General features: G+C 73.0%; 18 protein-coding genes. 13 read left to right on the top strand and 5 right to left on the bottom strand.

The window, feature by feature from the left end; all coding sequences use genetic code 11:
* Positions 1 to 76: 76 nt before the first annotated feature.
* From ACEZDG_RS10305 to ACEZDG_RS10295, 3 genes are all read left to right on the top strand, one after another.
* Entirely contained in the window at positions 77 to 1,141 is a 1,065-nt protein-coding gene (locus ACEZDG_RS10305) for an AAA family ATPase (RefSeq protein WP_380505891.1), read from the top strand.
* Positions 1,142 to 1,244: 103 nt separating this feature from the next.
* Complete coding sequence (locus ACEZDG_RS10300) at positions 1,245 to 3,092, top strand: vWA domain-containing protein (protein WP_380505888.1); 1,848 nt, start codon at positions 1,245 to 1,247, stop codon at positions 3,090 to 3,092.
* Positions 3,093 to 3,391: 299 nt separating this feature from the next.
* Positions 3,392 to 5,143, top strand: a complete 1,752-nt coding sequence (locus ACEZDG_RS10295) for a bifunctional 3'-5' exonuclease/DNA polymerase (protein ID WP_380505886.1) — start codon at positions 3,392 to 3,394, stop codon at positions 5,141 to 5,143.
* Here ACEZDG_RS10295 and ACEZDG_RS10290 read toward each other — a convergent pair.
* Positions 5,089 to 5,448, bottom strand: coding sequence for an ArsR/SmtB family transcription factor (locus ACEZDG_RS10290; protein WP_380505883.1), 360 nt, complete (start codon positions 5,446 to 5,448; stop codon positions 5,089 to 5,091). The two genes, ACEZDG_RS10295 and ACEZDG_RS10290, sit on opposite strands and share 55 nt — an antisense overlap.
* A 94-nt stretch (positions 5,449 to 5,542) precedes the next feature.
* On the opposite strand from ACEZDG_RS10290, the gene ACEZDG_RS10285 reads away from it, so the two are divergent.
* The 4 genes from ACEZDG_RS10285 to hrpA all read left to right on the top strand — a co-directional run bounded on the left by ACEZDG_RS10285 (position 5,543) and on the right by hrpA (position 11,935).
* Positions 5,543 to 6,520, top strand: a complete 978-nt coding sequence (locus ACEZDG_RS10285) for a quinone oxidoreductase family protein (protein WP_380505880.1) — start codon at positions 5,543 to 5,545, stop codon at positions 6,518 to 6,520.
* Between the two features lie 101 nt (positions 6,521 to 6,621).
* On the top strand, positions 6,622 to 6,948 hold the full coding sequence (locus tag ACEZDG_RS10280; RefSeq protein ID WP_380505877.1) for a DUF4190 domain-containing protein: 327 nt from the start codon (positions 6,622 to 6,624) through the stop codon (positions 6,946 to 6,948).
* A gap of 58 nt (positions 6,949 to 7,006) precedes the next feature.
* On the top strand, positions 7,007 to 7,489 hold the full coding sequence (locus tag ACEZDG_RS10275; RefSeq protein ID WP_380505875.1) for a GNAT family N-acetyltransferase: 483 nt from the start codon (positions 7,007 to 7,009) through the stop codon (positions 7,487 to 7,489).
* A 30-nt stretch (positions 7,490 to 7,519) separates the two neighbouring features.
* Complete coding sequence (gene hrpA, locus ACEZDG_RS10270; protein ID WP_380505871.1) at positions 7,520 to 11,935, top strand: ATP-dependent RNA helicase HrpA; 4,416 nt, start codon at positions 7,520 to 7,522, stop codon at positions 11,933 to 11,935.
* Between the two features lies 1 nt (position 11,936).
* On the opposite strand, the gene ACEZDG_RS10265 is transcribed toward hrpA, so the two are convergent.
* Positions 11,937 to 12,401 (bottom strand): MarR family winged helix-turn-helix transcriptional regulator, encoded by a 465-nt coding sequence (locus tag ACEZDG_RS10265; protein WP_380505868.1) that lies wholly within the window; start codon positions 12,399 to 12,401, stop codon positions 11,937 to 11,939.
* Between the two features lie 141 nt (positions 12,402 to 12,542).
* Between ACEZDG_RS10265 and ACEZDG_RS10260 the strand changes: the two genes are divergently transcribed.
* The 3 genes from ACEZDG_RS10260 (at position 12,543) to ACEZDG_RS10250 (ending at position 16,176) form a co-directional block, all read left to right on the top strand.
* The gene (locus tag ACEZDG_RS10260; protein ID WP_380505865.1) at positions 12,543 to 13,610 is read left to right on the top strand and encodes a hypothetical protein; all 1,068 of its coding nucleotides are present in this window, start codon (positions 12,543 to 12,545) and stop codon (positions 13,608 to 13,610) included.
* Between the two features lie 632 nt (positions 13,611 to 14,242).
* On the top strand, positions 14,243 to 15,100 hold the full coding sequence (locus ACEZDG_RS10255; protein ID WP_380505862.1) for a MerR family transcriptional regulator: 858 nt from the start codon (positions 14,243 to 14,245) through the stop codon (positions 15,098 to 15,100).
* 95 nt (positions 15,101 to 15,195) lie between these two features.
* On the top strand, positions 15,196 to 16,176 hold the full coding sequence (locus ACEZDG_RS10250) for an aldo/keto reductase (RefSeq protein WP_380505859.1): 981 nt from the start codon (positions 15,196 to 15,198) through the stop codon (positions 16,174 to 16,176).
* Positions 16,177 to 16,242: 66 nt separating this feature from the next.
* On the opposite strand, the gene ACEZDG_RS10245 is transcribed toward ACEZDG_RS10250, so the two are convergent.
* Complete coding sequence (locus ACEZDG_RS10245; protein ID WP_380505856.1) at positions 16,243 to 16,530, bottom strand: GlsB/YeaQ/YmgE family stress response membrane protein; 288 nt, start codon at positions 16,528 to 16,530, stop codon at positions 16,243 to 16,245.
* Positions 16,531 to 16,602: 72 nt separating this feature from the next.
* The gene (locus ACEZDG_RS10240) at positions 16,603 to 17,772 is read right to left on the bottom strand and encodes a PP2C family protein-serine/threonine phosphatase (protein WP_380505852.1); all 1,170 of its coding nucleotides are present in this window, start codon (positions 17,770 to 17,772) and stop codon (positions 16,603 to 16,605) included.
* A gap of 151 nt (positions 17,773 to 17,923) precedes the next feature.
* Here ACEZDG_RS10240 and ACEZDG_RS10235 point away from each other — a divergent pair, with 151 nt between their 5' ends.
* The 3 genes from ACEZDG_RS10235 (at position 17,924) to ACEZDG_RS10225 (ending at position 21,404) form a co-directional block, all read left to right on the top strand.
* The gene (locus ACEZDG_RS10235) at positions 17,924 to 18,721 is read left to right on the top strand and encodes an SGNH/GDSL hydrolase family protein (protein WP_380505849.1); all 798 of its coding nucleotides are present in this window, start codon (positions 17,924 to 17,926) and stop codon (positions 18,719 to 18,721) included.
* A gap of 182 nt (positions 18,722 to 18,903) precedes the next feature.
* A complete protein-coding gene (locus ACEZDG_RS10230; protein ID WP_380505846.1) occupies positions 18,904 to 19,116 on the top strand; it encodes a heavy-metal-associated domain-containing protein in 213 nt (70 codons plus the stop codon).
* A gap of 8 nt (positions 19,117 to 19,124) precedes the next feature.
* A complete protein-coding gene (locus ACEZDG_RS10225) occupies positions 19,125 to 21,404 on the top strand; it encodes a heavy metal translocating P-type ATPase (protein WP_380505843.1) in 2,280 nt (759 codons plus the stop codon).
* A gap of 231 nt (positions 21,405 to 21,635) precedes the next feature.
* Here the strand turns inward: ACEZDG_RS10225 and ACEZDG_RS10220 are convergent, their stop codons facing one another.
* Positions 21,636 to 22,925, bottom strand: a complete 1,290-nt coding sequence (locus tag ACEZDG_RS10220; protein WP_380505840.1) for a citrate synthase — start codon at positions 22,923 to 22,925, stop codon at positions 21,636 to 21,638.
* Positions 22,926 to 23,005: the final 80 nt, after the last annotated feature.

The raw sequence follows: 23,005 nt of genomic DNA, 5'->3' as shown, positions 1-23,005 counted from the left end.
GCCCCCTCCCCCGGCCCCTGGACACTGAGGTCTCCCCCAACTGCCCTTGTCGAATGTCGAATGCCGAAGGAGTCCTGTGCAGGGAAATGTCACCGTGTCGCCCGCCCAGGTCCCCGAGCTGCTGCTCGGCCTGGCGACGGTCCGTCCGGTCTTCCTCTGGGGCGCTCCCGGCATCGGCAAGTCCTCCCTGGTCCGGCAGTTCGCCGACTCGCTCGGCCTGCACTGCGTCAGCCTGATCGGCACCCAGCTCGCTCCCGAGGACCTGATCGGGGTCCCGCAGATCACCCCCGAGGGCCGCTCCCGCTTCTGCCCGCCCGAGTCGATCGCCCGCGACGAGCCGTACTGCCTCTTCCTGGACGAGCTCAACGCCGCCACGCCCGACGTCCAGAAGGCCTTCTACTCGCTGATCCTGGACCGCCGGATCGGCTCCTACGAGCTGCCGCCGGGCAGCATCGTGATCGGCGCCGGCAACCGCGCCACCGATGGCGCGCTGGCCCGCCCGATGGCATCCGCGCTGGTCAACCGGCTTGCCCACATCCACCTGCGGGCCAGCACCAGTGACTGGATGACCTGGGCGGCCGGCCATGGCATCCACCCCTGGATCACCGACTACCTGGTCGACCGGCCGGACCACCTCTGGTCCGCCCCGCCGAAGACCGAGGAGCCGTTCTCCACGCCCCGCGCCTGGCACATGCTCTCCGACGCGTTGCACTCCTTCGGCCCGACCCTGGACGAGGACACCCTCAAGGTGCTCGCCCACGGCATGCTGACGCCCGCCCACGCCGTCTCCTTCTGCGGCTACGCGAAGATCGTCCGGCACTCCTTCGGCCTGGAGGCGATCCTCAAGGGCGACGCCTCCTGGCCGAAGCGGGTCGAGGACCGCGACCTGCTCTACTACCTCGCCGACGCCTTCCGGGGCCGTCTGGTCAAGGAGCTCCCGACCAGCAAGGAGCACGCCTCGGCCGGCGTCCGGCAGACCGCCTACCGGGCCAAGTCGCTGCTGGTGCAGCTCGCCGAGATCTCGGTCGAGGTGGCCCAGACCGTGATCGCGGACGGGCCCGACGGCAACCCGGTGCTGCCGTCCTGGTTCCTGATCGAGGCCGCCCGCGACCTCCCCCGCCTGGTCGAGGCCCGCCGATGACCGGCCCCCGCCCGCCCGGCACCCGCCCGAGCACCGCCCGCCCGCCCGGCACCCACCTCTGCGACCCCCACCCGACCGCCCCCCGCCCCAGCAAGCAGCCGCGATGAGCACCCGTCAGAAACCCTCCGCCGGCGCCCCGAAGGAGGACCCGGCCGCAGCCGCCTTCGCCGCCGGAATCGCGCTGCTCAAGCGCAACCCCGCGCTCGCCGCCGTCCCCTTCTCGGTCTGCGCCGCCAAGGACACCGCCGCCCATCCCACCCTGCACCCCGGTCTGACCTGCGGTCACCACCCCGCCGCCGGCTGGGCCGTGATCAGCTCCAACGGTGTGCTGCACCACAACCGGCGCCGCCGCGCCGAGCCCGAGGAGTGGGCCTGGGCCCTGGCGCACAGCGTGCTGCACCTGGGCTTCGGCCATGTCCCGGCCGCCCGGGGCCTCCGCACCCAGCCGGACGAGTTCGAGCTGGCGGCGCGCTGCGCCGTGGTCAACCGCTTCCTGGCGACCTTCACCATCGGCCGCGCCCCGGACGACCTGCCCGCGCAGTACCCCGGCGACGACGAGGAGCAGCTGGCCGCCCGCTGGCGCCGCACCGGCGTCCCGGCCGCGTACACGCACTGCGGAGTCGCCGCAGGCGTCCCCGACCAGCTGCTGGTGCCCTGGGCCCGCTCGGAGCAGGACCCCGAGGACTGGACCGCCGCCTTCGCCCACGCCCTCACCCGGACCGTCTCCGCCGCGATGGACGTCGCCGCGGGCCGCCGCGACCTGCTGTCCGGCGAGCGGCTGCCGCAGCGGCCCTGGGAACGCGCGCTGAACTGGTTCGTCTCCTCGTACCCGCTGCTCGGCGGGCTCGCGGCCGGGATGACCCTGGTCGCGGACGCCGAACTGGCCCGGGCCCACGGCATCTCGGTCGCCGCCGTCAACGCGGAGGCCGGGGAGATCTACCTGAACCCGCTGCGGCAGTACAGCGACGAGGAGTGGCGCTTCATCCTGGCCCACGAGATGCTGCACGCCGCGCTGCGCCACGGCGAGCGCACCGGCGGCCGGGATCCGTACCTCTTCAATGTCGCCGCCGACTACGTGGTCAACGGCTGGCTGCTGGAGATGGGCGTCGGAATGATGCCCGAGGGCCTGCTGCACGACCCCGAGCTGCGCGGACTCTCCGCGGAGGAGGTCTACGACCGGATCGTCCGGGACCAGCGGCGGCTGCGCCGACTGGCCACCCTGCGCGGCAAGGGCCTCGGCGACATCCTCGGCGAGCCGCTGCACCGGCTGCCGCCGGGCGGCTTCGTCGACCTGGACGAGTTCTACCGGCGCGGGCTGCAGCAGGGCTTCGAGCTGCACACCCGCGAGCGCGGGCTGCTCCCGGCCGGGCTGGTCGAGGAGATCCGCGCGCTGGCCCAGCCGCCGCTGCCCTGGGACGCCCGGCTGGCCCGCTGGTTCGACGAGTTCGTGCCCCGCCCCGAGCCGGTCCGCTCCTACGCCCGCCCCTCCCGCCGCCAGGCGTCCACCCCCGACATCCCGCGCGCCGGACGGTACTTCCCGCCGGAGGAGGTCCCCCGCTGCACCTTCGGGGTGCTGCTGGACACCTCGGGGTCGATGAGCCGGATCCTGCTCGGCAAGGCGCTGGGCGCCATCGCCTCCTACGCGGCCTCCCGCGACGTGCCCGCCGCCCGGCTGGTGATGTGCGACGCGGCGCCGTTCGACGCCGGCTACCTGCCGGTGACCGAGATCGCCGGGCGGGTACGGGTCCGCGGACGCGGCGGCACCGTGCTGCAGCCCGGCATCGACCTGCTCCAGCGCGCCCCGGACTTCCCGGCCGAGGCCCCGCTGCTGATCATCACCGACACCGACTGCGACGTGCTCCGGGTCCCGCGCCGCGAGCACGCCTACCTGGTCCCGCGCGGCGCGACCCTGCCGTTCACCCCGCGCGGCCCGGTCTTCCACCTCAGCTGACCCGGAGCCGGGCTCCCGGCGCCCGCGCCCGGCCTCAGCGGCGGAGCTTCCACACCAGCAGTCGGATCAGGGAGACCACGCTGACCACCACCCCGACCCCGACGCTGAACGCCATGCACCCCGCGATAATCCAGAGCGGTGTTTCCATCGTCCGACCCCCGTAGGACTTCCCCGCACGTCGGCCTCGCGGCCGCTGTCAGTGCTCACCACTGTCAGTGCCCAGTGGTACGTTCCGCAGAATAGGGCCGCGTACCGGACGGCACCACAACCACTTCGGACCAGCGGGAGAGGACCAGCAGGTGCCAGCACGGGTCGCGGTCGCGGCGGACCAGGACGGCCCCGGCGGACGGCTGCAGCCGCTCGCCGAGGACGGCACGCCGCTGGGCGAGCCGGTCAGGGTCCGTGACCTGGCCGCCGCCGTCGCCGAACACGAGGCCGCCGAGGCCCCGCGCTGGGTCTGGGCCGCCACCGACGAGGTGTACGGACGGCTGCTGCCCCGGCTGCCGGCCTCCCGGCTGGCCCGCTGCCACGACGTGAAACTGGTCGAGCCGCTGCTGCTCGGCCAGGAGGACCGCTACGGCCAGCCGCGCTCGCTCGGCGCGGCCTGGGCCCGGCTGCACGGCCTGCCGGTCCCGGCCGACCTGCCGGAGGGCTCCGCCGCGTCCGACGCCGACCAGGACACCCTGTTCGCCCCGGACCGCACCCGGCTGCCCCCGGGCGCGGACCCGCTGCAGGCCCTGGTCGCCGTGCACGCCGAACAGCAGCGCCGGATCGCCGCCACCGCCGAACCGGGACGGATCCGGCTGCTCTGCGCGGCGGAGTCGGCCGGCGGGCTGGTCGCCGCCGAGATGGCGTTCGATGGCCTGCCCTGGAGCGCCGAGGTGCACGACCAGCTGCTCTACGACCTGCTCGGCTCCCGACCGGGCGGCGGCGGCCAGCCGGCCAAACTCGCCTCGCTCTCCTACGAGTTGCAGCAGGCCCTGGGCGGCAAGCCGCTCAATCCCGACTCACCCGGCCAGGTCCTGCGCGCCTTCGCCGAGCAGGGCATCAGCCTGACCACCACCCGCAACTGGGTGCTGCGCGACCTGGACCACCCGGCCGCGCCGCTGCTGCTGCGCTACAAGGAGCTGTCCCGGATCCACGCCGCGCACGGCTGGGCCTGGCGCGACACCTGGGCCAGGGACGGCCGGTTCCGGCCCGAGTACGTGGTCGGCGGGGTGGTGTCCGGGCGCTGGGCCAGCCGCGGCGGCGGCGCGCTGCAGATCCCGCGGATCCTGCGGGCGGCCGTGGTGGCCGACCCGGGCTGGCGGCTGGTGGTCGCGGACGCCGGGCAGTTGGAGCCCCGGGTGCTGGCGGCGATGTCCAACGACCCGGGCATGATCCGCGCGGGCGCGGCCGGCGACCTCTACGCGGGGCTGGCCGCCGACGCGTTCAAGGGCGACCGGGCCCGGGCCAAGCTCGGCCTGCTCGGCGCGATGTACGGGCAGACCAGCGGCGAGACCGGCCAGCTGGTCGCGGTGCTGCGGCGGCGCTTCCCGCAGGCCATGGGCCTGGTGGAGGCGGCGGCCAGGACCGGCGAGTCCGGCGGGGTGGTCCGCTCCCAGCTGGGACGGGTCTGCCCGCCGCCGTCCGCGAGCTGGCTCGACCTCACCGAGGGCGCCGGGCCGGCCTCGGACACCGGGGACGACAGCGCGGCCCGCGACACCCGCTCCCGCGGGCGCTTCACCCGCAACTTCGTGATCCAGGCCAGCGCCGCCGACTGGGCTCTGGCCCTGATCGCCGGTCTGCGCCGCCGCCTCGCCGCGATCCCGGTCGCCACCGACGGCGACCGGCCCCGGCTGGTCTTCTTCCAGCACGACGAGGTGATCGTGCACACCCCGGCCCAGCTCTCCGACGCCGTCCGCACGGCCGTGGCCGACGCCGGCGAGGAGGCCCGGCGGCTGGTCTTCGGGGCGACCCCGGTCCAGTTCCCGCTGGACACCCATGTGGCCGAGAGCTACCTCGACGCCAAGGGCGGCAGCGACGACGAGGACGAGGACGCGGACGGCTGACCCAGCGTCAGCCCCCACAGCCCGGGGAAGGACTGCTCCACCTCGTCCCGGCGCAGCCGGTTCACCCGCCGCGCCCCGGCGTCCCGCTGCTCGACCAGGCCGGCCTCCCGCAGCACCGTGAAGTGGTGGCTCAGACCCGCCTTCCCGACCGGGACGTCGAAGCTGCCGCAGGCCCTGGACCAGTCCTCGCTCTCCGCGAGCTGTCGCACGATGGCCAGCCGCACCGGGTCGGCGAGGGCCGCGAACACGGCCTCGACCGGCACGTCGTGCGGGTCGTTGTGCTGCGGTGCGCTGCGCTGGCCCATGGCGGCTCTCCCGGACGTCCCTTGAAGTGTTCGATGAAATGCGTACACTCATGGGTGTTCGCTTTTCGTCAAACAGTCTAGCCGGGAGTCGGCCATGCGCGCAGTAGTCGTCGAGGAGTTCGGCACGCCGGAGGTGCTGCGGCTCCGCGAGCAGCCGGAGCCCGTGCCAGGACCCGGCCAGGTCACCATCACCACCGCCTACGCGGGGGTCAACTTCGCCGAGATCCTGGGCCGCTCCAACGGCTACCGAGTCAGCAGCCTGCCCTTCGTCCCGGGCCTGGAGGCGGCCGGCCTGGTCCGCGCCGCGGGCGAGGGGGTGACGGAGCTTCAGGTCGGGCAGCCGGTGGTCGCCCTGCTGTCCGGCGGCGGCTATGCCGAGACCGCCCTGGCCGAGGCCGCGCAGACCTTCGCCGTCCCGCAGGGCCTGGAACTGCGCGAGGCCGCCGCGCTGCCCTCGGTGCTGCCCACCGCCTATGCGCTGATCCACCACGCCGGACGGCTCCGCGCCGGCGAGAGCCTGCTGGTCCAGGGCGCCGCGGGCGGCGTCGGCAGCGCGCTCGGCCAGGTCGCCCGCATCGCCGGGGCCAGCAGGATCTACGGCGTGGTCTCGCACCCCGACAAGGTGAAGTACGCCCTGGAGCTCGGCTACGACGAGGTCTTCGTCGGCACCGACTTCGACCGGCAGCTGGCCGAGGCCACCGGCGGCCGGGGCGTGGACCTCGCCCTGGACTCGGTCGGCGGCGACACCTGGCAGCGCAGTGTGGCCTCGCTGGCCCGCTACGGCCGCGCGGTCGCCTTCGGCAACGCGGGCGGGGCCGCGCCGTGGACCGCGACCTTCGCCGACCTCGCCCCCAAGGCGCTGAGCGTGTCCGCCTTCAGCATCCTCGGGCTGGCCGCCGCCGACCCGGCGGCCCTGCGCGCCCTGACCACCGCCGCGTTCGCACTGGCCGCGACCGAGGGCGTCCGGCTGCCGGTCACCGCCGAGTTCCCGCTCGCCGAGGCGGCCGAGGCCCACCGGCTGGTCGAGAGCCGCAGCAGCACCGGCAAGCTGCTGCTCGCCGTCAACCCCTGAGGGTGCATCACCGACCGGCCGGGGCATGGTCGGCGCCGCCGGGGGCAGCCGAGAGTCAGCACCGGCCGCAGCGGCCGGCCCCCGACCGGAAGGCCCGTCCCATGCCCCGCCTCGACCGCCCCTGGCAGCAGCGGATGCAGCAGCGTCCGCGCAGCGCGATGTTCAGCAATGTGCAGGTCTCCGAGGACACCGCCCGCGGGCTCTCGATCGCCGGCATGGTCTGCGGCATCCTGGCGATCTTCGCCGTCCCCTACCTGCTCGGCCCGATCGCGCTGGCCCTCGGCGGCATCGTCCTCCAGGGCGCGCCGGGAGTGCGCGGCAACCACCGCGGCATGGCGCTCTGCGGCTTCATCCTCGGGATCGTCGCGATAGTGATCTTCATTCTCTCGCTGATCACCGGCCTGTTCCAGTACGGCGCGGGCTGGTAGCGGGAGCAGACCGCGGAAGCCACCACTGATGCTCCGCCGGACGGGCATAATCCCGTGCGTGATCAACACCGCCCGCCTGCGCCTCGAACCCGTCTCCACCGGAGCCGCGGGGCAACTCGCGTACGGCGGCGACGGCGGCTGGACCTGGCTCGGCGGCGGCCCCGAGGAGGGGACCCGCGGCATGGCGGGCATCGTGGCCCGCGCCGCCGAGGTGGGCTGGCACCGACCGCCGTGGGGGCTGTACGTGGTGGTCCACCCGGCGGACGGCCTGGCCATCGGCAGCGTCGGCTTCCACGGGCCGCCGGACCCGGGCGGCTGCGTCGAGATCGGCTACGACCTGGTGCCCGCCGCCAGGGGTTTCGGCCTGGCCACGGAAGGCGTGAAGGCGCTCACCGCGTTCGCCTTCACCCACCCCGCGGTACGCAGCGCGCTGGCGGTGACCAGGCCGGACAACACGCGCTCGCAGCGGGTGCTGCTGCGCGCGGGGTTCGTCCGCGGGCCCGACCAGGAGGGGCTGCGGCGATATCGGGTCGACAGGTGAGGGGGCTGCTTGCGTAGGGTGGGGAGTGCAATGGGTACCCCGCAGAGCTCCGCCGCCGTCGACTCCTCGTCAGTCGCCCCCCTCACTCCCGCCTCGCCGGACGCCCCCGCGCCCCCCGAACGCCCCGAGGACCAGTCCCCCCGCACTGACGCACGCCCGGACACCCCCGCCCGCGCCCCCCGCAGACGCGGAGGCCAGAACCGCCGCGGAGCCGCGCAGCGCGGCGCAGCGGCGCAACCCGGCACGGACCCGAGGGACACCGTAGCCACCGAGGCCCAGGCAGGCCCGCAGGGCCGCAGCCGCGGCGCCGGCGTCGAGCGGTCCGCGGAGCAGGAGCAGGACCACAGCGCGGCAGCGCCCCGCGGGGAAGGGGCTCGCACCGCCGGAGGCGCCCGTGGCCGCGGGCGCGGCCGAACCCGCGCCACCACCGCCCCCGATGCCACCGGCACCGACGACGCCACCGCCCCCGCGGACCCCTCCGCGCCCCGCGGCATCCCCCTCTCCGACCTGGTCGCCAAGCTGTCCACGCTCACCCTCCGTGACGAGGAGCGTCTCGGCCGCCGCCTCGAGGGCCTGCGCAAGCTGCGCGAGCCGGAGAAGCGCGACCGCGCCCAAGCCGCGGTCGCCGCCGAGATCGAGGCGGCCACGCTCCGGACGGAGAATCGTCGGGCCTCGATCCCGACCCCGACCTACCCGGAGTCGCTGCCGGTCAGCGCCCGCCGCGAGGACATCCTGGCCGCGATCAGGGACCACCAGGTCGTGATCATCGCCGGTGAGACCGGCTCCGGGAAGACCACCCAGATCCCGAAGATCTGCCTGGAGCTGGGCCGCGGCGTCCGCGGCCTGATCGGCCACACCCAGCCCCGCCGGATCGCCGCCCGTACCGTCGCCGAGCGCGTCGCGGAGGAGCTGGGCACCGAGCTGGGCGAGACCGTCGGCTGGAAGGTCCGCTTCACCGACCAGGTGGGCCCGGACACGGCCGTCAAGGTGATGACGGACGGCATCCTCCTCGCCGAGATCCAGAACGACCGGCTGCTGCGCCAGTACGACACCCTGATCATCGACGAGGCGCACGAGCGCAGCCTCAACATCGACTTCATCCTCGGCTACCTCAAGCAGCTGCTGCCGAAGCGTCCGGACCTGAAGCTGGTGATCACCTCCGCGACCATCGACCCGGAGCGCTTCGCCGAGCACTTCACCGACGCCCGTACCGGTGAGGCCGCCCCGATCATCGAGGTGTCCGGACGGACCTTCCCGGTGGAGGTCCGCTACCGCCCGGTGATCGAGGAGGGCGAGGAGGGCGAGGAGGAGCCGGACGCGATCGACCGCGACCGGGACCAGGTCCAGGCGATCTGCGACGCGGTCGACGAGCTGAGCCAGGAGGGCACCGGCGACATCCTGGTGTTCCTCTCCGGCGAGCGCGAGATCCGGGACACCGCCGACGCGCTGGAGAAGCAGAACCTCCGCCTGACCGAGGTGATCCCGCTCTACGCGCGCCTCTCCTCCGCCGAGCAGCACCGGGTGTTCCAGCCGCACACCGGCCGCCGGATCGTCCTGGCCACCAACGTCGCCGAGACCAGCCTCACCGTCCCCGGCATCCGCTACGTCATCGACCCCGGTACCGCGCGGATCTCCCGCTACAGCCACCGCACCAAGGTGCAGCGGCTGCCGATCGAGGCGGTCTCGCAGGCCAGCGCCAACCAGCGCAAGGGCCGCTGCGGCCGTACCTCGGACGGCATCTGCATCCGGCTGTACTCGGAGGAGGACTTCCTCTCCCGTCCCGAGTTCACCGACCCGGAGATCCTGCGCACCAACCTGGCCTCGGTCATCCTGCAGATGACCGCCGCCGGGCTCGGCGACATCGCCGCCTTCCCGTTCCTGGAGCCGCCGGACCGCCGCAACGTCAAGGACGGCGTGGACCTGCTCCAGGAGCTGGGCGCGCTGGTGACCACCACCAAGGTCAACACCCTCACCCCGCTCGGCCGCAAGCTGTCCGCCCTCCCCGTGGACCCGCGCCTCGCGCGGATGGTGCTGGAGGCGGAGAAGCACGGCGTGGTCCGCGAGGTGATGGTGATCACCGCCGCGCTGTCGATCCAGGACCCGCGCGAGCGCCCGGTCGAGAAGCGGGCGCACGCCGACCAGCTGCACGCCCGTTTCACCGATCCGACCTCGGACTTCCTCACTTACCTCAACCTCTGGCGCTATCTGAGGGACCAGCAGAAGGCGCTGTCCTCAAGCCAGTTCCGCCGGATGTGCAAGTCGGAGTTCCTGAACTACCTGCGGATACGCGAATGGCAGGACATCGACGCCCAACTGCGCCAGGTGGCCAAGTCGCTGGACATCACCATCGGCCACCCGGCCGACGAGGTGGACGGCGACGCCGTGCACCGCTCCCTCCTCGCCGGGCTGCTCTCGCACATCGGCCTCAAGGACGCCGAGAAGCAGGAGTACTTCGGCGCCCGCAGCGCCAAGTTCGCCATCTTCCCGGGATCGGCCCTCTTCAAGAAGACGCCCCGCTGGGTGATCGCCGCCGAGCTGGTGGAGACCTCGCGCCTCTGGGCCAGGATCGCCGCCAAGGTCGAGCCCGAGTGGATCGAGGAGCAGGCCGCCCACCTGCTGAAACGCAGCTACAGCGAGCCGCACTGGGAGAAGGACCGGGGCCAGGTCGTCGCCTTCGAGAAGGTGACCCTGTACGGGGTGACCCTGGTCGCCCAGCGCAAGGTCGGCTACGGCGCGATCGACCCGGAGCTGTCCCGCGAGCTGTTCATCCGGCGCGCCCTGGTCGAGGGCGAGTGGCGCACCCACCACCGGTTCTTCCACGACAACCGCAAACTCCTGGATGAGGTCGAGGAGTTGGAGAACCGGGCCCGCCGCCGCGACATCCTGGTGGACGAGGAGACCCTGTTCGACTTCTACGACCAGCGGATCGCCTCCGACGTGGTCTCCGGCGCGCACTTCGACAGCTGGTGGAAGAAGACCCACCGCACCCGTCCCGACCTGCTCACCTTCACCCCGGAGCTGCTGGTCAACGACAACGCGGCGACGGTGACCGAGCGCGACTACCCCTCGGTCTGGCGCCAGGGCGACCTGGAGCTGCCGCTCACCTACCAGTTCGAGCCGGGGGCGGAGGCGGACGGCGTGACCGTCCACATCCCGCTGACCCTGCTGAACCAGGTCCGGCCGATCGGCTTCGACTGGCAGATCCCGGGCCTGCGCGAGGATCTGGTGACGGCGCTGATCCGCTCCCTCCCCAAGGCGCTGCGCCGCAACTTCGTCCCGGCCCCCGACTACGCCAAACGGCTGATGCAGGGCCTCGGCAGCCGTGACCCCGCCACCGCCTCCACCGAGGACAAACCGCTGGTGGAGCTGCTGGAGTGGCAGCTGCACCGGCTCCGCGGGATCCCGGTCCCGCGCGACAGCTGGGGCATCGACGCGGTCCCGGACCACCTCCGGATCACCTTCCGGGTGGTGGACGACAAGAACCGCAAGCTGGGTGAGTCCAAGGACCTGGAGACGCTCAAGCTCGACCTCAAGAGCCGGACCCAGGCCGCCATCGCCGAGGCGGCCGGCGGTCTGGAGAAGCGCGGCCTGACCGACTGGACCATCGGCGAACTGCCGGACGTCTTCGCCCAGAAGCGCGGCGCCCAGACCGTGAAGGGCTACCCGGCGCTGGTGGACGACGGCGCGACCGTCTCGGTCCGGCTGCTGGACACCCCGCGGGCGCAGCAGCGGGCGATGCTGGCCGGGACCCGGCGGCTGCTGCTGCTCGGCATCCCCTCCCCGGTGAACTCGATCCAGGGCCGCCTGGGCAACGGCGCCAAGCTGGCGCTGGCCGCGAATCCGCACGGCAGCACCGAGGCGCTGTTCGCGGACTGCCTGCAGGCGGCGGCCGACAAGCTGATCGCCGACGCGGGCGGACCGGCCTGGGACGAGGAGTCGTACAAGCGGCTGCGCGACGCGGTCAGGGCCGACCTCTACGAGGTCACCGCCGACGCCGTGGTGAAGACCGCCAACATCCTGGCGGTGAACCACCGGGTGGCGGAGCGCCTGAAGGCCATCGGCAACAGCCTGGCCATGCTCACCGGCATCACCGACGTCCGGGCGCAGCTCGCCGAGCTGATCCATCCGGGCTTCGTCGCCGAGACCGGCCACCGCCGCCTGCCCGACCTGCTGCGCTACCTCAAGGCGATCGAGCGCCGGCTGGTGAAGCTCCCGGACGACCCGCACAAGGACCGGGACCGCACCAGCGTGATGCTCAGGATGCGGGACGCCTACGACGAGCTGCTGGCCGTGCTGCCGCCGGACCGGATGGACGAGGAAGGCACCGTGCAGATCCGCTGGATGCTGGAGGAGCTGCGGGTCAGCCTCTGGGCCCAGCCGCTGGGAACCCCCTACGCGGTGTCCGAGCAGCGCATCCTGCGGGCGATCGACGCGATCAGGGGCTGACTCAGGGGCTGACCCGGTCGGCCGGTGCCTCCAGCACCGGCCGCAGCCGGGCCAGCAGCCCGTGCAGCACGATCCGCTCCTCGTCGCTGAGCAGATCCAGCGCCTGGTGCGTGGTCTGCATGTCGGCGCGTACGGCGTGGATCGCGGCCGTCCCGGCCTCCGTGGCCAGGACGATCTTGATCCGCCGGTCGGTGGGGCTCACCTCGCGCCGGACCAGGCCGCGCGCTTCGAGCCGGTCCACCAGACCGGTCACATTGGAGGCGTCGCAGACCAGCTGCTCGGCGATGCCGCGCATCGGCAGCGGCTTGCGCACCAGCACCGCGAGCGCCTTGGCCTGCACGGACGTGAGCCCGTGCCGCGCGGCGACGGCGGCGAAGTCCTGGAAGTAGGCGTTGCCGATGGCGGCGAACTCCTCGATGAGGCTCGCCTTGGTCGGCACGACGGCGGGTGCGGCAGTGCTGTTCATGTGTACGAGACTACGGCAACAACTTGACATCATCAATGATTCAGGTCCTAGCCGAACCCGCTGCGCCCTCCCCCGCCCTGTCCGGGGCCGGGCCCGGCGGATACTCTCCTCTGCACCGTCAGCCGCGGGGGGAGCTGAAACATGGGCAGTACCTGGAGCACGGCCATCGCCGGCCGGGCCCGACGCCGGCAACTGGGCTGGGTCGGCAGCGCCGCGCTGATAGTCGTCGGCATCATCGTCTTCGTCCCGGCCACCGGTGACAGCCCCACCAACAACATCTCCTTCGCCGCCGCACTCCCGCTCTGGCTGCTCGCCCTCAGCTGGCCGGTCTGGCGGGCCCCGGCCCGTGCCCTCCCGGACGGGCTGGGCCGACGCCGCCGGCACCGCCGGATCTGCTGGCGGACCTCGATCGTGCTGCTGTTCCTGGCCTCCTTCGCGCTGATCGCCTGCGCCTACTGGGGCTGGCGCCGCGACTACGGGCCGCTCCCGCAGGAGGCCCTCTACGCCAACGCCGCGGACCTCTGCGGCAACCTCACGCTCTGGCTGTCCCTGCTGGCGCCGGTCCCCGGCCTGCTCGACGCCCCGCTCTGGCGGCTGCACCCGGCCGGAGCCCGGCGCGAGGCCCTGCTCGGCGCGATGGAGGAGGCCCTGGGCCGGCCCACGCGCTACCGGAAGGTGCCCGAGGACCAGCGCCCCGGGCCCGGGTTCGACCGCGACGCGGGCTGGCTCGGCCGCCCCCGCCCGGTGTTCGCCCGGCAGCCGGACCCGCTGCGGGGCGACCCGCTGACGATCCGTCCGGTGTCACCGGTCCGCACCCGGGGCGACAAGTCCGAGGTCCGCACCGAGCCCCGGTTCCCGGCCTGGCAGCAGCACGGCGCCATCAGCTGGGACGGCCGCGCCCTGTTCTTCACCGACGCCCGCCAACGCCACCTGCGGGTCCCGATCGGGGAGGCCGCGGAGCTGGTGCAGGTGCGGGAGAGCCGCGAGTACGGCCCGCTGGATGAGCTGATGCTGCTGGACCCCGAAGGAAAGTACCTGGTCAGGATGCCCGCGACGGGTTTCCGGCGGCATGAGGCGGCAGCCCTGGCCGCCGCCGCCGGCCTGCCCTTCGCCTGCTACGAGCTCGGCAGCTCCGACGAGAGCGGCGCCAGCCTCCACCTGCTCCTCTTCCCGGCCCGCCGCGGCGCCCGGATCTTCCGGATCCGCTGAACGTCTCCTGGGAGGACAGGCCCCCGATGTATGCCTTCCGTGCCCTGCGCTACGCCCTCGGCTCTGGCCACGCGCGCTGCGCCGCGGCGTCCAGGTGGCCGAGGCGGTGGAGGAGCGGGCGCGGAAGGCGCCGCCGACGGCCCGTCCGCTGCTGGTCGATCCCGACCAGGGCGCCTTCGGGCGCCCCGAGCCGAACTACCGCGCCGCGGCCGGCGAGGCGATCCGGCAGGCCCGCAGCCTGCGCAGCACCGGGTGCGTGCTGCACTGGGACGGCCGAAGGCTCGCCTACAGCGAGACCCCCTCGGGGCGCACCCATATGGTCCCGGTGTCCGGCCGCCCTGCCCTCGCCGGAGTGGTCGACCGGAGAATCCGGCCGGTCGCCGAGATGGTCTTCGTCGAGTGCAGCAGTATGGCGTACGGGAGCGGGGGCGATCCGCTGCTCCTGGACGACCGGGGCTACCGCTTCCTGGCGCTCCGCTGCGACAACCACCGCTACCTGGAGGCGGCCTACGTCGCCGAGGCCGCCGGGATCCCCTTCGCCGCCTACGACCTCGGCCCGGTCCTGGGCCCTCTTGACCCTGCCCCTGGGTCAGACCCGAGGCTGGGGCCACCCAGAGGAAAGGTGCAGCACCGTGCAACCGACCCCGCCGCCGCGGACCGAGGACCCGCTCCTCAGCATCGGCGTGTTCGCCCGCCGCTCCCGGCTCTCGCACAAGGCCCTCCGGCTCTACGACCGGCAGGGGCTGCTGGTCCCGGCCGACGTCGACCCCGCCAGCGGCTACCGCCGCTACCGGGAGAGCCAGCTCGCGACGGCCCGGCTGATCGTGCAGCTGCGACGGCTGGACATGCCGCTGGCCGCAGTCGCGGCCGTGGCCGCCGCCCCGGCGACCGAGGCCGCCGCACTGGTACGGGCGTACTGGGACGGCGTCGAGCGGGAGTTCGCCGGCCGGCGCTGGCTGGCGCTGCACCTTTCCGCGCAACTGTCCGGCAGTCCATCGGAAGCAGGAGATTCGAAGATGTTCACCATCGAGGTGCGGGACGTCCCCGCCCAGCAGGTACTGACCGAGCAGCGCCATGTCACCGCCGCCGACCTGCCGCGCTTCATCGGCGAGGCGATGGGGCGGCTGATCGCGGCTGCCGAGCCGTTCGGCGGCATGGCGGGCCCGGGCCTGGCGATCTACCACGGCGAGGTCAACGAGGACAGCGACGGACCGGTCGAGATCTGCATCCCGGTCGCCGTCCCGCCCGGCGCGGACACCACCCGGGTCGCGCTCCGCGAGGAGCCCGCGCACCGCGAGGCGTACACCAGGATCAGCAAGGCCCAGGTCGCCTTCCCGCAGATCCTCTCCGCCTACGACGCGGTCAGCCACTGGCTCACCGCCGAGGGCAACCGGGCCAGCGACTCCCCCCGCGAGGTCTACTTCGCCGACTGGGACGCGGCGGGCCCGGAGGACCCGGTCTGCGACATCGCCTTCCCCATCGGCGAGTGAGCGCTTGGCCGGTGCTTGACTTCGAGTGCACTCCAAGGGGGAGGCTGGGGCCAGCAGTCGACGGACGACCGCAGCCTCCAGGGAGATCAGCGATCATGCGCAGCACCGCACTCGGCAGCAAGGGCCCGCAGGTCGGCGCCATCGGACTGGGCTGCATGGGGATGACCCATGCGTACGACCCGGCGGGCCGGGACGACGCCGTCTCCGCGGCCGTGGTCCGGGAGGCCGTCGAGCTCGGCGTGACGCTGATCGACACCGCCGACGTCTACGGCCCGTTCACCAACGAGGAACTGGTCGGCAAAGCCCTGGCCGAGGCTCCCGGCGGCGGCCTGCGGGACCGGGTGGTGCTGGCCACCAAGGTCGGGCTGACCTTCGCCGGCGGCAACCTCGGCTCCACCGGCGACCTGGTCCGCAACGGCCGCCCCGAGCATGTGCGCGCGGCGATCGACGCCAGCCTGCGGCGACTCCGCACCGACCGGGTGGACCTCTACCAGCTGCACCGGGTCGACCCCGAGGTCCCGATCGAGGAGACCTGGGGCGCCCTGGCCGAGGCGGTGGCCGCGGGCAAGGCGCTGCGGATCGGCCTGTCCGAGGTGTCGGTGGCGGAGATCGCCCGGGCCCAGGCGGTGCACCCGGTGGCCTCGGTCCAGTCCGAGCTGTCGCTGTGGACCCGGGACGCGCTGGCCGAGGTGCTGCCATACTGCGAGCGCGAGGGCATCGCCTTCCTGCCGTTCTCGCCGCTCGGACGGGGCTTCCTGACCGGCAGCATCGGCTCGGTGGACGACCTCCCGGCCGACGACTGGCGCCGTACCCTGCCCCGGTTCCAGGCCGGGGCGGTGGCCGCCAACCAGGCGCTGGTGCAGGCCGTGCGCACGATCGCGGAGCGGCACGGGGCCACCCCGGCCCAGGTCGCGCTGGCCTGGGTGCTGGCCCAGGGGCGGTACGTGGTCCCGATCCCCGGCACCAAGACGCCGAAGTACCTGGCCGACAACGCGGGCGCGGCCGAGGTGGCGCTGACGGCGGAGGACCTGGCCCGGCTGGACGCCCTCCCCGCCCCCACCGGCACCCGGTACTGACATCACTGACATCGCGCCAGGCGGGCAGGCCTGGCGCGATGTCAGCGGGGGTGCGGTGAGGGGCGGTCAGGTCCTGCTGGCCGCATTCCCGCCGCCGCGCACCCTGGGCCAGACCGCCGAGCCCGCGGCGACCACCACCAGTGCGCCGATCAGCTGCAGCAGGTGCCGGATCCAGTCGATGCCGCCGGTGTGCCTGACGCCGAGGCCGGAGGCGATCCAGTTGCCGAGCAGCGCGCCGACGATGCCGCAGAGGACCGTCAGCCAGATCGGGATGTCCTGCTTGCCGGGAAGGATCATCTTGGCGATGACGCCCAGTACGGCACCCACGATCACAATCCAGATGATCTGAAACATGTGCGCTCCTCACAGTGGCCGTTGACCCAAGGGTCAGCCCGCCGGGCCGAAAGCGCATGTCGGCGCACCCGGTCAGGGCGGGAGCGGGCCGGCGCCGCCGCGGGCCAGCAGCAGCAGGACCGCGTCGTCGCGCAGTTCGCCGCCGGTGTGCCGGAGCAGGTCCGCGTAGACCCGGGCGACCGCCGCCTCGGGGTCGGCGGCGCTGCCCGCGACCAGGTCCGGCGCCCGCTCGGTCAGCGGGTAGAACGGGCCCTCGCCCCTGCGCCTGGCCTCGATCACCCCGTCCGTGCAGAGCAGCAGGACGTCGCCCTCCAGGAACGGCACGTGCCAGGTCTTCGGGGCGCCCATGGCCAGGTGGGCCAGGCCGAGCGGCACCCAGGGGTCGGGCGGGTCGAGCAGCGCGGTGCCGCCGTCCGGGGAGACCCGCAGCGGCGCGACATGGCCGCAGTGCAGCAGTTCCACCGTGTCGGGCTCGCGGAAGCCGACCAGCAGGGCGGTGGTGAACTCGCCGCTGGGGACGTGCCGCAGCATGCTGGCCTCCAGCCTGAGGGCCACCCCGGCCAGGTCGTCCTCGTCGAAGGCGGCCTCCCGGAAGGCGCCCAGCACCACGGCGGCGGCCTGGACCGCGGCCAGGCCCTTGCCGCGCACATCGCCGATGATCGCCCGTACGCCGAACGGGGTGTCCAGCACGCCGTAGAGGTCGCCGCCGATCTTGGCGGCGTCGGCCGCGGAGACGTAGCGCGCGGCCAGCCGGATGTCGCCGACCCGGGGTCCCGGTGGACGCAGCAGCGCCATCTGGGCGGCCTCGGCGACGCTGCTGACGGCGACCAGGTGCCGGGTCCTGAGGATCCGCAGGTGCGAGATGACCACACTGGCCGCGGAGAGCGCGATGAAGGCGATCAGGGTGCCGTAGTAGAGCCGGGTGTCGGCGGGCTCGTCCAAGCCGTCGTAGCGGCTGAGGGCGATCAGCACGACCAGGCCGAGGCCGCTGGTCGCCACCACCTCCAGCGGGAAGAGGGTCAGCGCGGCCAGCGGCGGGACCACCGAGATCAGCGAGGCCAGGTAGGCCTGGCGCCCGGCCAGCACGTCCACCACGGCGATCAGCATGATCACGCCGAGCGGGGTGATCATCCGCACCCACAGCCGGGCCTGCAGCAGTTCGGCGGAGTCGTACTTGATCGGGGACGTGGACACGGGGCTGCTGCCGCGGTGTTCCGCCCGGTCGCCCCGCTGCCGTCTCACAGCTGCGAATCTATCCGAACCATCAGATATCCGACACAGGCGACTTGACCGTTCGCCCCGAGCTATTCCCTTGCCGCCCGTGGCTCATCTCACCCCCGGCAAGGGGCACCTACGGTGGCGTAGGTCACTTCATGAGGTGAAGTATTTCGCCATGCCTGCGCAGACACCGCCATCGACGCCCACGTCCTACGTCGCCCTCGGGGACAGCTTCACCGAGGGCCTCAACGACCCCGACCCGGACGGCGGCTTCGCCGGCTGGGCCGACCGGCTGGCCCGGCTGCTCGCAGAGACCCGCCCCAGGACCGACAGCGGCCACTACGACTTCCGCTACGCCAATCTGGCCGTGCGCGGACGGCTGCTGGACCAGATCGCCGCCGAGCAGGTGCCCGCCGCCGCCCGGATGGAACCGGACCTGGTCAGCTTCACGGCCGGCGGCAATGACATCCTGCGGCCCGGCAGCGACCCGGACGAGGTGGCGGAGCGGTTCGAGGCGGCGGCGGTCCGGTTGCGCGAGTCCGCGGGGACCGTGCTGATCTGCACCGGCTTCGACACCAGGGACACCCCGGTGCTGCGGCACCTGCGCGGCAAGATCGCCACCTACAACGCCCATCTGCGGGCCATCGCCGACCGCAACGACCTGGCCGTCGCCGACATCTGGGCGCTCCGGGCCGTCCGCGACCGGCAGGCCTGGAGCGAGGACCGGCTGCACCTGTCCTCCGAGGGGCACCAGCGGGTCGCCCTGCTGGCCGCCCGGGCGCTCGGCCTGCCGACCGAGAACCCGGACGCGCCCTGGCCGGACGCGCCCGTGCACACCCCCGCCGAGCTGCGCCGGGAGAACCTGCACTGGGCCAGGGAGCACCTGCTGCCCTGGGTCGGACGGAGGCTGCGCGGCGAGTCCTCCGGCGACCTGGTCGAGGCCAAGCGCCCGGAGCTGCTGCCACTGCGGTGAGCCGTCGGCGGTGAGCCCGTCGGCGGGGTCCGTCGGCGTTTCCCGGGGCGAATGGCCGCACAGCGCGCCCCTCTGGTTACTCTCTGTACCGTCATGCTCCGCCCTCTCGGCGGGGAATACCCCCTAGGGGTATGATGGTTCCAGAGCAGCAGCGCCACGAAACGACCTTCCTGGAGGAAGTCATGTCCACTGCCGTCTTCACCGTCTCCGGCATGAGCTGCGGCCACTGCGAGAAGTCGGTGAGCGCCGAGCTCAGCTCCCTTCCCGGCGTCACCGAGGTCAGCGCCGACGCCAAGGCCGGCACGGTCACCGTCGCCTCGGAGCAGCCGCTGGCCGAGGACGCGGTCCGGGCCGCCGTCGACGAGGCCGGCTACCAGCTCGTCGGCCGGGCCTGAGCGATCCGATGACCAGCACCGTGACCCCCGCAGCCGGGCGACCCGGGCCGGCCCCCGCCCGGGTGGAGCTGGCCATCGGCGGGATGACCTGCGCCTCCTGCGCCGCCCGGATCGAGAAGAAGCTCAACCGGATGGACGGCGTCGAAGCCACCGTCAACTACGCCACCGAGAAGGCGAGCGTCAGCTACGCCCCCGGGCTGACCGTGGACGACCTGATCGCGACCGTCGAGCGGACCGGCTACACCGCCGAGGCCCCGCAGCCGGCGCCGGAGGCCGGGGCCGGGGCCGCCGGCGGGCAGCCTCCGGACGAGCCGGCCGGGCTGCGGCAGCGGCTGCTGGTGACGGTGCTGCTCAGCGTCCCGGTGGTGCTGCTGGCCATGGTCCCGGCGTTCCAGTTCCGCGACTGGCAGTGGCTGTCCTTCGCGCTGACCGGTCCTGTGGTGGTCTACGGCGGGCTGCCGTTCCACCGCGCCGCCTGGACCAACCTCCGGCACGGCGCGGCCACCATGGACACCCTGGTCTCGCTCGGCACCCTGGCGGCCTTCGGCTGGTCCACCTGGGCGCTGTTCCTCGGCAGCGCGGGGATGCCGGGGATGACCCACGGCTTCTCCCTCTCGCTCTCCCGCGCCGACGCCGGCTCCACCCTCTACCTGGAGACCGCGGCGGGGGTGACCGCCTTCATCCTGCTGGGCCGCTATCTGGAGGCCAGGGCCAAGCGCAGCGCCGGGGCCGCGCTGCACGCGCTGCTGTCCCTGGGCGCCAAGGACGCCACCGTGCTGCGGGACGGGCGCGAGGTCCGGGTGCCGGTCTCGGCGCTGGCCGTGGGCGACCTGTTCGTGGTCCGCCCGGGCGAGAAGATCGCCACCGACGGCGTTGTCGCCGAGGGCAGTTCGGCGGTGGACACCTCGCTGCTCACCGGCGAGCCGGTGCCCACCGAGGTCTCCCCGGGCGACCCGGTGACCGGCGCGACCGTCAACTCCGGCGGACGGCTGGTGGTCCGCGCCACCGGCGTCGGCGCGGACACCCAACTGGCCCGGATGGCCCGGCTGGTGGAGCAGGCGCAGAACGGCAAGGCCGCCGCCCAGCGGCTGGCGGACCGGATCTCCGCCGTGTTCGTCCCGGTGGTGCTGGTCATCGCCCTTGCCACGCTGCTGTGCTGGCTGTTCGTCAGCGGCAGCGCCACCGAGGCGTTCACCGCCGCGGTGGCCGTCCTGATCATCGCCTGTCCGTGCGCGCTGGGCCTGGCCACGCCGACCGCGCTGATGGTCGGCACCGGGCGCGGCGCCCAACTGGGCATCCTGATCCGGGGTCCCGAGGTGCTGGAGTCCACCCGCGCGGTGGACACCGTGGTGCTGGACAAGACCGGCACGGTGACGACCGGTCAGATGGCGCTGCAGGCCGTGCACACGGCCGAGGGCGGTGCCGAGGCCGCCGCGCGGGCGCTGCGGCTGGCCGGGGCGCTTGAGCACGCCTCCGAGCACCCGATCGGCCGCGCCGTGGCCGAGGCCGCGGCAGCCGCGGCGGACGGCCCGCTGCCGCCGGTCGAGGGCTTCCGGAACCTCCCGGGCCGCGGTGTCGAGGGCCTGGTCGAAGGACGGGCCGTGGTCGCCGGGCGGGAGCAGCTGCTGGCCGACCGGGCACAGCACCTGACAGGCCCGCTACGGGCCGCCAAGGAGGCCGCCGAGGCCGACGGGCGCACCGCGGTCGTAGTGGGCTGGGACGGGGTCGTACAGGCCGTCCTGGTGGTCTCCGACGTGGTCCGGCCGACCAGCGCCGAGGCGGTGCGCCGACTCCGGGCGCTCGGGCTGACCCCGGTGCTGCTGACCGGGGACAACCGGGCGGCGGCGGTGAGCGTGGCCCGCGAGGTCGGCATCGAGCCCGGACAGGTGGTCGCCGAGGTGCTGCCGGAGGACAAGGCCGCCGTGGTGCGCCGGCTGCAGAAGGCGGGCCGGACCGTGGCGATGGTCGGCGACGGGGTCAACGACGCCGCCGCACTGGCTCAGGCCGACCTCGGCCTCGCCATGGGGACCGGCACCGACGCCGCGATCGAGGCCGCCGATCTGACCCTGGTCCGCGGTGATCTTCGAACGGCCGCGGACGCGATCCGACTGTCCCGACGGACCCTCGGCACCATCAGGGGGAACCTGTTCTGGGCCTTCGGCTACAACGTCGCGGCCCTGCCGTTGGCGGCGTTCGGGCTGCTCAACCCCATGATCGCGGGAGCGGCGATGGCCTTCTCCTCGGTCTTCGTGGTGAGCAACAGCCTGCGTCTGCGGCGCTTCCGATGACGTCACGTCAGCATTACTCTGCGACATGAGAGCGGAGTCACAGGGGACCGGCGTCACTTCACTCCCCCAGTTATGTGTTACAACACGTGAACCGGGGTTCCGGCGGACCCCGTAAGTCGGCCTCCGTCGCTGGGTGGCCGACGGCGCACGGCGCGGCCGGGGGGTGGTTGAGCGGCCTCCCCCTACGGTCCGCGCCGTGCGTGTTTTCCGGGGCGTTTCTCCGGGCTCCGCTCAGCGCTCCGACAGGGCGACGTAGTCGCGGGTGTCGATGCCGGTGTAGATCTGCCGCGGGCGGCCGATCTTGTTGCTCGGGTCCGTGATCATCTCCTGCCAGTGGGCGATCCAGCCCGGCAGTCGTCCGAGGGCGAACAGCACGGTGAACATGCTGGTCGGGAAGCCCATCGCGCGGTAGATCAGGCCGGTGTAGAAGTCCACGTTGGGGTAGAGCTTGCGCGACACGAAGTAGTCGTCGGTGAGCGCGTGCTCCTCCAGCTTCAGCGCGATGTCGAGCAGCTCGTCGGCCTTGCCCAGCTGGTCCAGCACGTCGTGGGCGGCGCTCTTGATGATCTGGGCGCGGGGGTCGAAGCTCTTGTAGACGCGGTGGCCGAAGCCCATCAGCTTCACCCCGTCCTCCTTGTTCTTCACCTTGCGGATGAAGGCGTCGACGTCGCCGCCGTCGTTCTTGATCGCGGTCAGCATCTCCAGCACCGCCTGGTTGGCGCCGCCGTGCAGCGGGCCCCAGAGCGCGTTGATGCCGGCCGAGATGCTGGCGAACAGGTTGGCCTGCGAGGAGCCGACCAGCCGCACGGTGGAGGTGGAGCAGTTCTGCTCGTGGTCCGCGTGCAGGATCAGCAGCTTCTCCAGGGCGCTGACCACGACCGGGTTCAGCTCGTAGTCCTCGGCCGGCACCGCGAAGGTCATCCGCAGGAAGTTCTCGACGTAGCCGAGGTCGTTGCGCGGGTAGACGAAGGGGTGGCCCTGGGCCTTCTTGAAGGCGTAGGCCGCTATGGTCGGCAGCTTGGCGATCAGGCGCACCGCGGAGAGGTCCCGCTGCTCGGCGTCGAAGGGGTTGTGGCTGTCCTGGTAGAACGTGGACAGCGCGCTGACCACGGAGGACAGCATCGCCATCGGGTGCGCGTCGCGCGGGAAGCCCTGGTAGAACCGCTTGACGTCCTCGTGCAGCAGGGTGTGCTGGGAGATGTCCCGCTGGAACGCGGTCAGCTCTCCCTCGGTCGGCAGCTCGCCCTTGATCAGCAGGTGGGCGGTCTCCAGGAAGGTGCCCTGCTCGGCGATCTGCTCGATCGGGTACCCGCGGTAGCGCAGGATCCCCTTGTCGCCGTCGATGTAGGTGATCGCCGATTTACAGGCCGCGGTGTTGCCGAAGCCGTTGTCCAGCGTGGTCAGACCGGTCTGGCCGAGCAGCTTCGAGATGTCGAAGCCCGCGCTGCCGACGGTGGCGTCCACCACCGGGTACTCGTACTCGTCGCCGTGGTAGCTGAGTACTACAGAGTTGTCGCTCACGTGTTCCCTCACCAGCGAAATGGACCTCTTCAAGGGGTGCCCTGACTCCCTACACTGTCCCCCATTTGCCGTACAAACGT

It is taken from the genome of Streptacidiphilus alkalitolerans (genome assembly GCF_042511045.1).
In the GTDB taxonomy this organism is placed as follows: domain Bacteria; phylum Actinomycetota; class Actinomycetes; order Streptomycetales; family Streptomycetaceae; genus Streptacidiphilus; species Streptacidiphilus alkalitolerans.
The sequence above is the reverse complement of the archived record's forward strand: the minus strand, read 5'-3'. Positions and strand labels throughout refer to the sequence as shown.

Coding starts and splice junctions, on each gene's coding strand:
- ACEZDG_RS10300 (WP_380505888.1), top strand. CDS start 1,245: ATGAGCACCCGTCAGAAACCCTCCGCCGGCGCCCCGAAGGAGGACCCG.
- ACEZDG_RS10290 (WP_380505883.1), bottom strand. CDS start 5,448: ATGGGCCAGCGCAGCGCACCGCAGCACAACGACCCGCACGACGTGCCG.
- ACEZDG_RS10285 (WP_380505880.1), top strand. CDS start 5,543: ATGCGCGCAGTAGTCGTCGAGGAGTTCGGCACGCCGGAGGTGCTGCGG.
- ACEZDG_RS10280 (WP_380505877.1), top strand. CDS start 6,622: ATGCCCCGCCTCGACCGCCCCTGGCAGCAGCGGATGCAGCAGCGTCCG.
- hrpA (WP_380505871.1), top strand. CDS start 7,520: ATGGGTACCCCGCAGAGCTCCGCCGCCGTCGACTCCTCGTCAGTCGCC.
- ACEZDG_RS10265 (WP_380505868.1), bottom strand. CDS start 12,401: ATGAACAGCACTGCCGCACCCGCCGTCGTGCCGACCAAGGCGAGCCTC.
- ACEZDG_RS10260 (WP_380505865.1), top strand. CDS start 12,543: ATGGGCAGTACCTGGAGCACGGCCATCGCCGGCCGGGCCCGACGCCGG.
- ACEZDG_RS10250 (WP_380505859.1), top strand. CDS start 15,196: ATGCGCAGCACCGCACTCGGCAGCAAGGGCCCGCAGGTCGGCGCCATC.
- ACEZDG_RS10245 (WP_380505856.1), bottom strand. CDS start 16,530: ATGTTTCAGATCATCTGGATTGTGATCGTGGGTGCCGTACTGGGCGTC.
- ACEZDG_RS10235 (WP_380505849.1), top strand. CDS start 17,924: ATGCCTGCGCAGACACCGCCATCGACGCCCACGTCCTACGTCGCCCTC.
- ACEZDG_RS10230 (WP_380505846.1), top strand. CDS start 18,904: ATGTCCACTGCCGTCTTCACCGTCTCCGGCATGAGCTGCGGCCACTGC.
- ACEZDG_RS10225 (WP_380505843.1), top strand. CDS start 19,125: ATGACCAGCACCGTGACCCCCGCAGCCGGGCGACCCGGGCCGGCCCCC.